Raw genomic sequence first — 13,387 nt, 5'->3', positions numbered from 1 at the left:
GATGGAAGTCTCACTGATTGCTTTTGCGCTGGTCATCTTCCTTGTGTTGCTGCGCGTTCCGATCGGCATCGCAATGGGATTTATCGGGGCTGTCGGGTTCGTTTATCTGAGGGACGGGCGCTGGTCCGCAGGGTTGGGCCCGGCAGCAGATTCGATACTGGACGTAACGCAGAACGACGCGCTGTCGGTGATACCGTTGTTTATCTTCATGGGAATGATCGTCGCACAAAGCGGCATGGCGCTGGAATTATACCGCGCCGCCTACACGTTGGTCGGGCGGTTACCGGGCGGTTTGGCGATGTCGACGATTTTGGCCTGCGGTGGCTTTTCTGCTGTATCAGGCTCGTCGCTGGCCACAGCCGCAACCATGTCCAAGGTGGCCCTGCCACCGATGCGAAAGTTTGGCTATCACGATAGTCTGTCCACCGCGTCCGTCGCCGCGGGCGGTACATTGGGCATACTTATCCCACCCAGCATCATCCTGATCATCTACGGGTTTTTGACCGGTCAATCCATCGGGAAACTGTTTTTGGCAGGCATTTTGCCGGGCCTTCTGGGCATACTGCTGTATCTGGGCGCCGTCGCCTTCGTCGTCTGGCGCAAGCCCGAGTACGGTCCCGCCGGAGAAAAAAGCTCGTGGACCGAAACACGGCAGGCTTTGCTGCGCGTCCTTCCGATCCTTGCGCTGTTCACGCTGATCATTGGCGGACTATACGGCCGCGTCTTCACCGCAGACGAGGCGGCGGGCGTCGGTGCATTTGGCGCGATCGTCATTTCGGTCCTAATCGGCCGGTTCACGGTCAAGGGGTTGATCGAAGCACTGGTTCAGACGGTAAAAACATCTGTTGGATTGTTCGTCCTTCTGATCGGCGCGGATATCTTCAACCGTTTGATTACACGCGCAAGATTACCGGATGACCTGCTGGCGCTGGTTCAGGGGGCCGGGCTGGAGCCATTCACAATTCTGCTGATCATAATTTTTATCTACATCGTTCTGGGCGCCGTGTTTGAAAGCTTGTCCATGATCACACTGACCGTGCCGGTCTTCGCTCCTTTGATCGCATCCTTGGGGTTTTTCGAAGGCGATGTCACCGGAGAAACCGCCCTGATCTGGTTCGGGATCATCGTCGTGGTGGTGACGGAAATCTCGCTTATCACACCACCCATCGGCCTGAACGTGTTTGTCCTGAGGTCCGTGGTACAAGACGTATCAACCGCAACAATCTTCCGAGGTGTGACGCCATTCTGGGCTGCCGATATCGTAAGGTTGGCCCTTCTGGTGGCCCTTCCTGCCTTGTCGCTGTTCCTGCCCTTAGGCGTTTTCGGGTTCGGACCATAGCTTGTTTGCCCGAACCCTCAACCCCGGCACTGCGCTGTTACGTTCCCGACAGTGCTACGTTGTTCAAGCTGCCGCATTCGGCTGCGGGGAACGGGCAAGGTGATCCCAGGCGTCGAATTGCGACAGGAAAACCTGCCCATTCAGACCCTCAAGAAAACGGGATCGCCTCAGCCGGTCCATCACAGGCCCTTTGACCTCTGACAAATGCAGGCCAACATCCATATCGGCAAGGCGGAGGTTGATGGATTCCAGACTTTCCAACGCTGAATAGTCAACCTCGTTTACAGCCGAGCACATCAGTATAACATGTCGTACTGTACACCCGTCGGGTACTCTGCTTTGAATGTAGTCCTCCAGAAACCTCGCGTTCACGAAATACAGGCTTTCATCAACCCGCAGGTTGACGACCCTGGGGTCGGTCAGAACCGCATGACGCTTGATATTTCTAAAATGCTGGGTGCCAGGAACCAGGCCCACTTCGGCCACATGGGGTTGGGAAGTCTTGTAAAGGTGCAACAGAACAGAAAGCACGACCCCCGACGCCACGCCAACCTCGACCCCAAGAAGAAGGGTCAACAAAATAGTGGCCGCCACAGCCACAAAGTCCGCGCACGAATAGGACCACGTCTTTTTCAGGATCGACAGGTCCACCAGCCCGAGGACTGCAACAATGATCGTGGCCGCCAGCGTCGCCGTCGGCAGAAAGTAGACCAACGGTGTCAACGCCAACGCTGCAACCGCCAAACCGATTGCTGTAAACGCACCGGCGGCGGGTGTCTCAGCACCGGCATCAAAATTAACAACCGAACGAGCAAAACCACCCGTCACCGGAAACCCCCCGGTAAATGCAGCACCCAGATTGGCGGCGCCCAGCCCGATCAGCTCCTGATCCGGGTCAATCCTTTGTCTTCTTTTCGCAGCCAGTGTTTGCGCAACAGAAACGCTTTCGACAAAACCGATTATCGAGATCAGGATTGCCGGAAGAAGCAGCGCTTCGATCAGATCGAAGGACAGGCTGGGCACCGTAAAAGGCGGCAAGCTCTGCGGGACCGCACCGACAATAAGCACCCCTTGATCTGCCAGATCAAATGCCCAAACACTGACCGTTGTCGCGACGACCGCAAAAACCGGACCCGCTTTCGTCAGGATATCAGCCAACAGCGGCGGCGTTCGCAATTTGGTCAATGTCGGTCTCAGGAAGCTGCGCACCCAAAAAAGGAACAGGGTTGCGCTCGTCCCAATCGCCACCGTTACCCAGTTTGTCTGGCTCAGGTGCGACAGGATTGAGCCGAGCATCTCGGGCAGTGTATGGCCATGTGCCTCAATGCCAAGAATGTGCTTTAGCTGGCTGGTCGCAATCAAAATGCCCGAGGCCGTGATGAACCCGGCAATCACCGGGTGGCTCAGGAAATTGGCCAGCAACCCCAGCCGCAGCACACCCATGAGCACCAGAAACCCTCCGGACAGCATAGCCAATGTCAGGGCGGCGGCAGCGTATCCGGCGGTGCCCTGCTCCGCGACCTGCCCGATAACTGAGGCCGTCAAAAGGGACACAACAGCCACAGGCCCAACCGCCAGCGAACGGCTGGTTCCGAAAACCGCATAGAGCATAATCGGAGCGATCGAAGTATAAAGTCCCGCCTCGGGCGGCAGACCGGCCAGCATCGCATAGGCTAGCGATTGCGGGATCAGCATGATCGTCACGATCACCGCCGCGAAAAGGTCGTTTGACAGGGCCGAACGCGAATATGTTCGACCCCAGTCCAATACCGGAAAGTAGCGCCCAATGCCGCGGCCCGAGGTAATTTTGCTACGCATCAGTTTCCGGTTACCTTGATCTTTTCGGGCTTCGCCAGCCATTCTTTCCCCCGCAGCATCGCCTTCCAGTAGATCGGGGGCAGCAGCCTTTCCTTCAGCAACCAAGCCGCGCGTGACGGTTGAGTTCCATCAATCAGGAACGGGGGAAAACTGGGCTTGAGTGCGCCGCCATATCCAAATTCAGCCAGCACAATTTTACCCCGCTCAACCGTCAACGGACACGACCCATAACCATCGTACTGCGCTACTGCCGAACGACCGGCGATATCTGCCACGATATTGTCTGCAACAACCGGAGCCTGCTTGCGCGCTGCAGCCGCTGTTTTGGCATTTGGCGCGTTCATCACATCGCCCAGCGACCAGATGTTGTCGTATGTTTCGTGACGCAGGGTGGCCTGATCCACGTCAACCCAACCAGCCGCGTCGGCCAATGGCGACACCCGGATGAAATCGGGCGCTGTCTGAGGTGGGCAGACGTGGATCATGTCAAATCCGACCTCAATGGTTTCCACGTCTTCACCGGGCCGAGCTATTTCAAAGCGGGCCATTTTTCCCGGCCCGTCCAAAGCGATCAGATTATGAAAGAAGTTCAACGAGGCATCGTATTTCTCAATATATCGTTCAAGCGCGGGCACATAATCCTTCACGCCAAATATTACGCCACCTGCGTTCATGAACTGGATGTCGATATCTTTCAGCACACCCCGGCGGAACCACGCGTCACCCGACAAGTACATCGCCTTTTGCGGCGCACCCGCGCATTTGATTGGCACTGGCGGCTGGGTAAACAACGCCCTGCCCTTCTGCATCTGCTGCACCAGTTTCCACGTATAAGGCGCAAGATCATAACGGTAGTTTGAAGTGACACCATTGCGGCCCAGCGTTTCTTCCAAACCCTCCACTTTGCCCCAGTCAAGCTTGAGGCCCGGGCAAACAACCAACCGGCCGTATTTGACCACGCGGCAACCGTCCAGGATCACGGCATCATTGTCGGGTTCAAAGGCTGCCACGGCTGACTTCAACCAGTGCACACCTTTCGGAATGAGGCTGCCCATGGTTCGCGCCGTGCTCTGAGAGTCAAAAATTCCACCACCGACCATGGTCCAACCGGGTTGATAATAGTGAATATCAGCGGGGTCGATCACGGCAATATCCAGATCGGAATCTCGTGACTTCAAACTTGCCGCGACAGCGATACCACCGGCACCGCCGCCCACTATGACAACATCAAAGAACGCGTCACCCTTGTCCGTTGGCGTTTTGCCGCCGTTGGCGATGCGGCGCGCTACACCGTTCATGTCATAACCCACCGCCCCAGTTGCCGCGAGGATTTCTGCCATTGGTCGGAGGTTGGATTCATGAAAAGACCACAGCGTAGCCGACCTTGTCCCGGTTCGACAATAGGCCAATACCGGCTTTGGCGCGTCCTGATAGACCCGGCCAAATTCGGCCACGTCCAGATCCCGAACCATACCGCTGGTGATCGGGACATAACGCGCCTCGATCCCCAGTTTTTGTGCCGCGGCTTCGATTTCCTCGAACACTGGCTGGTCAGCGGCTTCTCCATCGGGCCTGTTACACAGGATGCTGCGAAAACCCTTGGCAGCAATCGTCGCGACATCCTCGACCGTGATCTGCGGGCTGACCGAGAGCTGATCCGTGATGTATCTGATATCCATCTGTCTCCTCCCTTTTTCCGTCACAGAGTGTTCACGGGCACTTTGAGCATGGGGTTGCCGTCGGGATCCCGAGGCACTTCGCCCGCTCGCATGTTGACCTGCAACGACGGGATGATGAGCTTGGGCATATCCAGAACCGCGTCACGCTCGGTGCGGAATTTGACGAACTCCTCCTTCGTTTTCCCCCCGCCAACATGGATGTTCAGGGTCTTTTCTTCGCCCACGTTGGTTTCCCACGCAATGTCGCGCCCGTTCGGCCCATAATCGTGGCACATGAAAAGGCGTGTTTCGTCCGGCAGGGACAGCACTTTTTGGATCGAGTCGTACAGAACCCCGGCGTCCCCGCCCGGAAAATCCGCGCGCGCCGACCCCCCATCAGGCATAAACAGCGTATCCCCAACAAAGGCCGCATCCCCCATGACATGAACCATGCAAGCCGGGGTATGGCCCGGTGTATACATCGCGAAGGCCTGCATGTTGCCGATCATGTAAGTATCGCCTTCTTCGAACAGGGCATCGAACTGCGAGCCATCGCGTTGGAACTCTGTGCCTTCGTTGAACACTTTTCCAAACGTGTCCTGTACCACCATGATCTTTGAGCCGATGCCGATCTTTCCACCCAGCTTGCCTTGGATATATGGCGCAGCTGACAGGTGATCCGCGTGAACATGCGTTTCGATGATCCACTCCAATCGCAACCCCTGCGACTGTATCTGGTGGATCAAAGCGTCGGCGTGGTCATAGGTGATCCGGCCTGCGGCATAGTCGATGTCCATAACGCTGTCCACGATGGCGCAGGCCGCTGAAGACGGGTCCTTGACGATGTAGCTGATGGTGTTTGTCGCCACGTCAAAAAAGGCCTGAACATCGGGCTTGGTGTTCAAGTTGATCGGGTAATGAGTCATTGTGTTTACTCCTCCTTTGTCGTGTCAGGCCGTGGTCTGTGCCCGGCGCGCGGTGGTGGATTGAATGGATTTCGCCAACAGGATGCCGACAACCAAGGCAGCGACAAAAGCAAAGACCTGCCATTGCCCCGTCCCCAGCGCGGGCAAGGCGCCGCCCGGGCAAAAACCGGATAAGCCCCATCCAATGCCGAATACTGCCGAACCACCCACAAGCGGCACGTCAATTTCGCGTTTTGTTGGCAGGCTGAACCCGCCCGTGAAGATCGGTGTCTTGCGCCCAAAGACCAGTCGATAGCCAATGAAGGTTGTGACCAGCGCGCCTCCCATCACAAAGATCAACGATGGGTCCCAGCGTCCCGCGACATCAAAAAAGTTGATCACCTTTGCAGGGTTGGCCATGCCCGAAATTGATATTCCAAGACCAAAGACGAGACCGATGAAATATGTGGCGATGAGTTTCATGGATCAGCCTCCAATCACGTGGCGCACGACAAAAACCGTGACGAAGGTGAAAGCCATAAACGTCAACGTCGCCACGATTGATCGCGGGCTAAGTCGCGCCATACCGCAGACACCATGGCCGGATGTGCAACCCGCGCCATAGGTGACTCCAAGCCCGACGATCACCCCACCTACCAGTAGCGCGGGGGTCGATACGGGAACATCAACGGCAGGCATCTGGCCCGAAAACATCCAAAACAGGGTGGGCCCCGTGATCATCCCGGCGACAAGTACCAGTCGCCACGCAAAGTCCTGACGATTGGAAGGCTGGACCAGCCCGGTCAAAATACCTGTCGCCCCCATAACCCGGCCCATGACAAGCATCAGCAGGGTCGACGCGACGCCGATCAGAATGCCTCCGGTCAGAGAGGCAACTGGCGTGAACGCGGTCTCCATCATCCGCAGTCCTTGCAGGTTTTGAGGCCAACAATGTTGTAGATCGGGCAGTTCCCGACAAGGGCGGTTACCCCGAACACCGCAGCGACGATCACTGCCAGCCAAAACAGTAGGCCAGACCCAGCCATGCCGGTGCCAAAGGCCACAAACAAAAGGATAACGGCAACAGCAATGCGCAGGCCGCGATCAAGCTTTCCCATATTGGTGATCATTTCTCACTCCATCGAGACTCAATGGAGCGACACTTGCATAGCTCGGACCCAAGCCTCGGTGACTTGGTCACCAAACTATTCACTTTTTATGTTCGGCGTTATCAGCCTTACATTGCCGAACTGCGCGCCAACTGTTCCAATCCGGCCCTGTTCACCAGATGAACCTCGCCTCGGGACTGTTCGATCCATCCACGGCGGTGAAACTCTGACAACAGTCGCGAGATGACCTCACGCGCCGTTCCCAGTTCAGTCCCCAACACCGCATGGGTGGCGCGAACGACATCGCTATGGTCAGCAAGTTCCAAAAGACGGGCGGCCAGACGGACATCCATCCGTTGAAACACGATGTCATCAATCAGCGTGAACAGGTCTGTTATCCGGCGGGAATAAGCCGCAAAGACGAAATTGCGGAACACATCGGACTTTGCCACCAGCTCGTCAAAAGTTTGTCTCGGTATTGCGACCGCGCTGACATCAGTCTCGGCGATGCCATCTGCAGAATAGTCTTCAAAGGCAAGCATGCATGCGGTTGTCAAAACACAGCTTTCGCCCGCGTGGACGCGATACAAAAAGACCTCGCGCCCTGTTTCGGATTTTTGCTGAACCCGTATCGTACCTTCTAACAACAGCAGAAGATTGTCAGCAGTTTGTCCCGGTGAGAACACCTGCGTACCTGCCGGAACGCTGACAATTTGGCTTCCCTCCTCCAGTCGCGCGCGAATGTCGGCTGGCAATTGGCTCAGCCCTTTGAACCTGTCGATCCACGAAACGTCCATAATCCTGTTCCAGCCTATCTGCTTGACCGCTTTTCGAATGACACGATACATCTTATTTATCGAATATAACAGAGATTCGAAACTGACAGCGCAATACCCAGATCAAATCTTGACTGAAAACAGCGCTAGAATACCTCCAAGTAAATTCACAGGCGCGCGCCTATCTAATGACAGAAGGCAAAACATGTCCAAGCGGCTAGCCATTATATCCAGCGGCTTGAACAGCCCCCTAAGCAGCGCCGTGGAATTTGCACAACAGGCCAGGGACACCGGGTTCAAGATCACTTTTCTTGCTCCGGTATCCTCAGCGTCGATTCTTGCACATGCGGGCTTGGAACATTTCATAATTCCGGGCCCTAAATTTGATGCGTTCACGCCGTTGGTTCCCTCCGAAACCGCGCAGTCAATGACCAGGCAAGAGCGCCTGAAATCGGCCGTAGCTGCGTTTGAAGTTGATGAACTGCAGCGGGACTTGGCCCGTATCTCTGCCGATGCGATATTCGTCGATTGCGAATTACATGCGCATATCGTCGTTGCGATGACGTTGGGTGTTCCGGTCGTCCAATTCAGCAACATGTTTTTGTCACCCCCCAGTCCACAAGCCCCCCCGCTGAACAGGCGCGGCATACCAGGACAAGGGCTTCGCGGTAGCAAGCTTGGCATCTGTTTGCTGTGGGCACAGTTTCTTGCATGGAAAAACCTCAAAATTCTCAGGAACCGGATTTCCAGCAAAAGTACGGACTATCCAACGGCCGTTCAGGAACTGGCCCGACTGCACAATGTGCCGATCTCCAAACTTAGGCGGCGCGTGTGTTGGCAGATGCCGTGGACCTACAAAATCCAGACAGCATTGTTTTTGCCCCAAGCATTGGACCTGCCGACCAAACCCTACGATTACATGACGTACCTTGGCCCGATGATCATGGAAAACCGGCCACAGAAATATTACGATGCAAATACAGTTGCCCGGTTTTGCGATCCCGCTTTGCGACGCAGGCGGATTTTCGTCGGGTTTGGCACCATGATGAAAACAAAAGGCGATTTGGTCTCCAAACTTTTGACCGTAGCCGAGCGTCATCCAAAATGGCACTTCCTGTTCACCGCTGGCAAAGACTGGGACCACGCCTCTGAATTGCCTGCACCGGACAATGTCGACGTTGTTCCATGGGTCCCGCAACACCGTGTTTTGGAACACGCTGACATGGCCATTATGCATGGAGGCACCGGCAGTTTGGTCGAGGCCGTTGAGACCGCGACCCCGCTTTTGTTATATCCTCATGTCAACGACCAGAAAGGCAGCGCCGCGCGGGTCGTATTTCACCGCATTGGGCGCGCAGGAACGCCCAAAGACCCCATCGACAAGATTGAAGCAGACATCCATGCCGTGCTGGAAGACCGAGACATGGCGCGGAGGTGCCGAGAAATGCAGGCCGAGTGCCGAGCAGAACAGTCCGGCGACACACTAGAGCGGTATTTGCGAACGCTCGTGGGCTGAGGCAATCACCCGCAATGCTAAAGCACAGCACTTTTTTTGATCCTATCGGGACTTGGGCACGTAAAGGTTTCAGAAGCAGTCGATGAACCCTCAAAGTGCACTACAAATCTCAGATCAACGACTTAGGCTCTGACGCCAAAAGCTTTGCGGTCACGCTTCCGGACGTTACCGCCGAAAACTTGCGCGGGGTCTGGAAGACGATTGCCGAGTTCGGAAGTTTCAACTTTGCGGTCCCGTCCGAGTTCGGCGGCTCCGGTAGAACAGCCCAAGAATTTTGCAGCCATTTTTTGGGGTTCGGCGAAGGATGCCGTGACAACGGACTTGCAATGGCCGTGATCTCGCAGATCTGGACCCTGCAAAAACCGCTGATCCGCTTTGGTAGTTCTCAGGTAAAGGCCGCGTATTTGCCTAAATTGCTGGCAGGTGAAACCCTCGGCGCTTTTGCTTTGACCGAATTGGAGGCAGGGTCCGATGCGCTTGCGCTCAGGACACGGGCCGATCGTGTGGACGGCGGCTATGTCTTGAATGGCAGCAAAGCTTTTGTCGGTATGGGGCCAAACTGTGACATCGCAATCGTCTTCGCTCAGACAGACCCGGAAAAAGGCCGCTGGGGGCTATCCGCCTTTGTCGTCCACGCCGAAGACCAAGGATTTATCCGGCATCCGGCTCAGGGCAAACTGGGCTTGAACAGCGTTCCTCTGGGTGAACTGGAGTTCCGGGATTGCCGAATTTCTGAGGACCGGCGACTGGGACCCGAAGGCGCAGGGGCCGCTATCATTCAAACCACCCTGGACTGGGAGCGTTGTTTCATCCTGACATCGCAGGTGGGCGCGATGCGCAGGCAATTGGCTGAGTGTACCGACTTTGCAGCGGCCCGTAACCTGTTTGGACAATCCATTTCCGAGTTCCAGTCCGTCGCTAACCGCATCGCGGATATGCGGGTGCGTTTAGAAACTTGCGAGTTGATGCTGAAGCGCGCTGCAGACCTTTACGACGCTGAAAAACCCCTCACCCAATTCGCGGCCATGGCGAATCTTCACATATCCGAAGCCTTCCTCTGTTCCAGCCTGGACGCGCTCAGAACCCATGGCGGGCGCGGATATCTGGCGGGGGCATCAACTGAACAAGACGCAAGGGACGCGCTGGGTGGCGTGATCTACTCGGGCACCTCGGACATTCAGCGTCAGATCATTGCCAAAATGGAAATTGGACAGCGGTCCAAACCAAACAAACTGGGAGACTCAACCAATGGCTAACGGCCTTGTTTCAAGCCATAACCACTCATCGCCACGCCAACCCGTATCGTGTGGGTTACATCAACAGGTGTTGGCGTTTGCGGGTCTTTTCCTGATGATGCTGACATCTGTGGCCCATGCCCACAGCTTTAACGAAAGTTATGTGTACTTTGACGTCACCGATGACAGTCTGAGCGGGCGCATCGAAGTAACTCTGACGGACCTGACCCGCGTGCAGCAGGGAACCGCAGAAATCGAGACCCCTCTGACAGAGGAGGAAGTCACCGCCGCGCAGCAGGCTTTCTTCGATTACTTCGAAGAGCGCATGAACCTGTCTTACGAAGGCCGCCCATACGAAGTTGAATTTGATGATATTTCGTTCTTTGGCACGTCCGTAGACACGTTTGCCCAGCTTCACTTTGCCGTTCGCGACATCACTGAGACACCTACAACGATCCAGATGTCGTATGACGGGTTGTTTTCAGATGTCGACCCGACGCATCGGGGATACGCCCTGATCGGAAGCAATTCGCGCAACGGGATGGACGAAAACGAGGCGTATATTTCACTGATCTTTGCGCCCGGTGAGGGTCAGAAAGACTTGTATCTGAATGATGAACCCACCAAGGATATTGCCCTTACCTTTTTCGAACATGGCGTTTGGCATATCTGGCTGGGGTTTGACCATGTCCTGTTCCTGATCACGCTGTTGCTGGGTGCCGTCATGCGGATCGAAAACCAGCGCTGGGTTCCCTCCGAGAGCATTCGGGACAGCCTGCGTGAAACCGTCAAAATCGTCACGGTTTTCACGGTCGCACACACAATCACCCTCTGCCTCGCGACCTTCGAGGTCGTCACTCTGCCGGTCACGCTGGTCGAGGCGGTTATCGCATTCTCGATCGCGGCCGTGGCGATTGGTAACCTGATCCCGAGGTTTCACGCTGGATCGTGGAAAGTCGTGTTCCTGTTCGGTATCTTCCACGGCTTTGGCTTTGCAAACGTGCTGGAACCGCTTGGGCTTGATCCCACCCGCAAAGCGCTTGGCTTGGCGACTTTCAACATCGGGGTCGAGGTCGGGCAGCTTGCGATCGTCCTTGTCCTGTTCCCGATCTTCTTTGCCCTACGTCGTCTGACCGCCTATCGTGTGATCGGCCTGCAATTCGGCTCGGTCGCGTTAATCGCAATCGCGGCATTCTGGTTCTACGAACGAACCGTCGGCTGGTTCCCCGTGTTCGGTGAAACAGTGGCACAGGTTGCCTTCTGATGATCAATCCGGCCCTCCTCGACCACGCTGTCAGGTATCACGCTCGACACACTCCGGATGCTCCGGCTCTGAGCGTGTTGGGCACGGTGACAACCTATGAAACCTTGAACAGCGAAATCGACAGGATAGCGGCCTGTTTGCTGGACCGCGGCGTTCAGATCGGGGACAGAATTGTTTTGTGCACAGCCAAGGGTTTAAAGGCGATTGCGGCCTTGCATGCGATTCTTCGTGTTGGCGGCGTATATGCTCCACTTGACCCGACAGCCCCGGCAAAACGTATTGCAGGGCAAGTTTCGGTAGTTTCTCCCAAATTTGTCCTCGCAGATACGCCCCGGCTCACCCTTTTCGCAGGGGTATTTGCCACGCCTCAGCTCATTGATATTTCTCAGGATTTCCCTGAGGCAAATATGAATGACAAGATGGCAGATCGTCAGCCCCGAAGATCGGAATATGACGCAGCCTATATCCTGATGACCTCGGGCACGACCGGCACACCGAAGGGAATTGTTCACACCCATAAAAGCGGCCTCGCCATCACACGAATGGCTGCCGCACGGTGCCGGCTGACATCAAGCGATCGGATAAGTCACCACACTCCGCTGCATTTCGACATGTCGATTTTCGACGTTTTCTGCACGTTCTTGTCCGGGGCCTGCTGTGTGGTGATCCCGGAAGCCTATACCAAGCTGCCCGCTTCGCTGTCCCAGCTCACGGAACACGAACGTATTTCGGTTTGGTATTCCGTGCCTCACGCCATAATTCAAATGGTCGAGCGAGGCGCTTTGGCAGACCGCAATCTACAAGCCCTGCGCATCGTGATGTTTGCAGGAGAGGCCATGCCGCCTTCTTCCCTCAGTTCGTTTTCAAAACATGCGCCAAACGCAACTTTTCTTAACGCTTACGGGCCAACCGAGACAAACCACTGCACCACTGCTGAGTTCACACATGCCGACCTGGACGGCACCACCCCTTTGCCAATCGGCTTTCCGGAACAAGGGGTCATCGTCCGCATCGGGGCAGAGGCAAACGAAGCAAGCACAGGCGAGCTTCTAATAGCCTCCGATCAAGTAATGTCAGGATACTTGAATGCGCCAGACCTGAACCGGGCAGCCTTTTGTACCTTGCCGGACGAATCCGGGCAGCCAAGGCAATTTTACCGAACCGGCGATATCGTCCGCCGCGCGCAGGACGGTCAACTAATTCTGGTCGGGCGCAAAGACCGTCAGGTCAAGCTGAGGGGCTATCGCATCGAATTGGACGAGGTAGAGCTTGCCCTGGTCAACTGCGCCCAAATCACCGAAGCCGCCGTGATCCTTTTCGAAGGCAAAATCCAAGCCTTTGCAACGGGGCAGACAGGCGTTGATCTGAACGAAATCCGGTCCAATCTGGAGACTGTGTTGCCGCACTATGCTGTCCCAAGCCGGATAGACCTGCTTAGTTCAATGCCACGCACCTCGACCGGAAAGATTAACCGTCAAAAGCTGATAGGAATTGCGAATGCGCAGCGAGCAGCCTGAAACGCATGATCATGCATTGCGCCACTTCGTTCAAACCACCCTTTTGGGTGGTCGGTCGGTGACAGATGACGAGGAATTGTTGCTAAGCGGCATGATCGATTCATTGGGGGTGATGTCGCTGGTTTCGTTCATTGAGCAAACCTATCAGATCGAAGTGCCGTTTGAGGATGTCACCCTTGAGAATATGGGCACGATCAAAACGATCATGGATTTTGCGGAAACGCGGCTAAAAACGCGTGCGGACTGAAAG

The 13,387-nt window shown here is 55.8% G+C and carries 13 protein-coding genes; 6 read left to right on the top strand and 7 right to left on the bottom strand.

Translation table 11 applies throughout. The annotated features are described in order from the left end of the window. The first annotated feature begins 1 nt into the window (after position 1). Positions 2 to 1,339, top strand: coding sequence for a TRAP transporter large permease (locus GOV88_RS01480; RefSeq protein WP_171239318.1), 1,338 nt, complete (start codon positions 2 to 4; stop codon positions 1,337 to 1,339). 63 nt (positions 1,340 to 1,402) lie between these two features. Here the strand turns inward: GOV88_RS01480 and GOV88_RS01475 are convergent, their stop codons facing one another. From GOV88_RS01475 to GOV88_RS01445, 7 genes are all read right to left on the bottom strand, one after another. Continuing rightward, complete coding sequence (locus GOV88_RS01475) at positions 1,403 to 3,157, bottom strand: SulP family inorganic anion transporter (RefSeq protein ID WP_171239317.1); 1,755 nt, start codon at positions 3,155 to 3,157, stop codon at positions 1,403 to 1,405. Continuing rightward, on the bottom strand, positions 3,157 to 4,836 hold the full coding sequence (locus GOV88_RS01470) for a bifunctional protein tyrosine phosphatase family protein/NAD(P)/FAD-dependent oxidoreductase (RefSeq protein ID WP_171239316.1): 1,680 nt from the start codon (positions 4,834 to 4,836) through the stop codon (positions 3,157 to 3,159). The genes GOV88_RS01475 and GOV88_RS01470 overlap by 1 nt, the downstream gene beginning before the upstream one ends. 20 nt (positions 4,837 to 4,856) lie before the next feature. Next, positions 4,857 to 5,741 (bottom strand): MBL fold metallo-hydrolase, encoded by an 885-nt coding sequence (locus GOV88_RS01465; RefSeq protein WP_171239315.1) that lies wholly within the window; start codon positions 5,739 to 5,741, stop codon positions 4,857 to 4,859. 24 nt (positions 5,742 to 5,765) lie between these two features. Beyond that, positions 5,766 to 6,203 carry a DUF6691 family protein gene (locus GOV88_RS01460; RefSeq protein ID WP_171125028.1) on the bottom strand — a complete coding sequence of 146 codons (438 nt, stop codon included), beginning with the start codon at positions 6,201 to 6,203 and terminating at the stop codon, positions 5,766 to 5,768. Positions 6,204 to 6,206: 3 nt separating this feature from the next. Next, on the bottom strand, positions 6,207 to 6,641 hold the full coding sequence (locus tag GOV88_RS01455; protein ID WP_254449136.1) for a YeeE/YedE family protein: 435 nt from the start codon (positions 6,639 to 6,641) through the stop codon (positions 6,207 to 6,209). Continuing rightward, a complete protein-coding gene (locus GOV88_RS01450; protein ID WP_171239314.1) occupies positions 6,638 to 6,850 on the bottom strand; it encodes a DUF2892 domain-containing protein in 213 nt (70 codons plus the stop codon). Before GOV88_RS01450 ends, GOV88_RS01455 begins: the two co-directional genes overlap by 4 nt. A gap of 107 nt (positions 6,851 to 6,957) precedes the next feature. Next, positions 6,958 to 7,626 (bottom strand): Crp/Fnr family transcriptional regulator, encoded by a 669-nt coding sequence (locus tag GOV88_RS01445; RefSeq protein ID WP_171125032.1) that lies wholly within the window; start codon positions 7,624 to 7,626, stop codon positions 6,958 to 6,960. 184 nt (positions 7,627 to 7,810) lie between these two features. Between GOV88_RS01445 and GOV88_RS01440 the strand changes: the two genes are divergently transcribed. From GOV88_RS01440 to GOV88_RS01420, 5 genes are all read left to right on the top strand, one after another. Next, a complete protein-coding gene (locus tag GOV88_RS01440) occupies positions 7,811 to 9,121 on the top strand; it encodes a glycosyltransferase (protein ID WP_171239313.1) in 1,311 nt (436 codons plus the stop codon). A gap of 95 nt (positions 9,122 to 9,216) precedes the next feature. Next, entirely contained in the window at positions 9,217 to 10,377 is a 1,161-nt protein-coding gene (locus GOV88_RS01435; protein WP_171239312.1) for an acyl-CoA dehydrogenase family protein, read from the top strand. Further along, positions 10,370 to 11,620, top strand: a complete 1,251-nt coding sequence (locus GOV88_RS01430; protein WP_171239311.1) for a HupE/UreJ family protein — start codon at positions 10,370 to 10,372, stop codon at positions 11,618 to 11,620. Before GOV88_RS01435 ends, GOV88_RS01430 begins: the two co-directional genes overlap by 8 nt. Then, positions 11,620 to 13,137 carry an amino acid adenylation domain-containing protein gene (locus GOV88_RS01425; protein WP_171239310.1) on the top strand — a complete coding sequence of 506 codons (1,518 nt, stop codon included), beginning with the start codon at positions 11,620 to 11,622 and terminating at the stop codon, positions 13,135 to 13,137. The genes GOV88_RS01430 and GOV88_RS01425 overlap by 1 nt, the downstream gene beginning before the upstream one ends. Continuing rightward, a complete protein-coding gene (locus GOV88_RS01420) occupies positions 13,118 to 13,384 on the top strand; it encodes an acyl carrier protein (RefSeq protein WP_171125042.1) in 267 nt (88 codons plus the stop codon). The genes GOV88_RS01425 and GOV88_RS01420 overlap by 20 nt, the downstream gene beginning before the upstream one ends. The last annotated feature ends 3 nt before the right edge of the window (positions 13,385 to 13,387 follow it).

The organism is Ruegeria sp. HKCCA5491 (genome assembly GCF_013034565.1).
Taxonomy (GTDB): Bacteria; Pseudomonadota; Alphaproteobacteria; order Rhodobacterales; family Rhodobacteraceae; genus Ruegeria.
The sequence above is the reverse complement of the archived record's forward strand: the minus strand, read 5'-3'. Positions and strand labels throughout refer to the sequence as shown.

Excerpts from the sequence above, each read along its gene's own strand:
- GOV88_RS01430 (WP_171239311.1), top strand. The coding sequence starts at position 10,370 with ATGGCTAACGGCCTTGTTTCAAGCCATAACCACTCATCGCCACGCCAA.
- GOV88_RS01475 (WP_171239317.1), bottom strand. The coding sequence starts at position 3,157 with ATGCGTAGCAAAATTACCTCGGGCCGCGGCATTGGGCGCTACTTTCCG.
- GOV88_RS01450 (WP_171239314.1), bottom strand. The coding sequence starts at position 6,850 with ATGATCACCAATATGGGAAAGCTTGATCGCGGCCTGCGCATTGCTGTT.
- GOV88_RS01425 (WP_171239310.1), top strand. The coding sequence starts at position 11,620 with ATGATCAATCCGGCCCTCCTCGACCACGCTGTCAGGTATCACGCTCGA.
- GOV88_RS01420 (WP_171125042.1), top strand. The coding sequence starts at position 13,118 with ATGCGCAGCGAGCAGCCTGAAACGCATGATCATGCATTGCGCCACTTC.
- GOV88_RS01480 (WP_171239318.1), top strand. The coding sequence starts at position 2 with ATGGAAGTCTCACTGATTGCTTTTGCGCTGGTCATCTTCCTTGTGTTG.
- GOV88_RS01440 (WP_171239313.1), top strand. The coding sequence starts at position 7,811 with ATGTCCAAGCGGCTAGCCATTATATCCAGCGGCTTGAACAGCCCCCTA.
- GOV88_RS01460 (WP_171125028.1), bottom strand. The coding sequence starts at position 6,203 with ATGAAACTCATCGCCACATATTTCATCGGTCTCGTCTTTGGTCTTGGA.
- GOV88_RS01455 (WP_254449136.1), bottom strand. The coding sequence starts at position 6,641 with ATGATGGAGACCGCGTTCACGCCAGTTGCCTCTCTGACCGGAGGCATT.
- GOV88_RS01470 (WP_171239316.1), bottom strand. The coding sequence starts at position 4,836 with ATGGATATCAGATACATCACGGATCAGCTCTCGGTCAGCCCGCAGATC.
- GOV88_RS01465 (WP_171239315.1), bottom strand. The coding sequence starts at position 5,741 with ATGACTCATTACCCGATCAACTTGAACACCAAGCCCGATGTTCAGGCC.
- GOV88_RS01445 (WP_171125032.1), bottom strand. The coding sequence starts at position 7,626 with ATGGACGTTTCGTGGATCGACAGGTTCAAAGGGCTGAGCCAATTGCCA.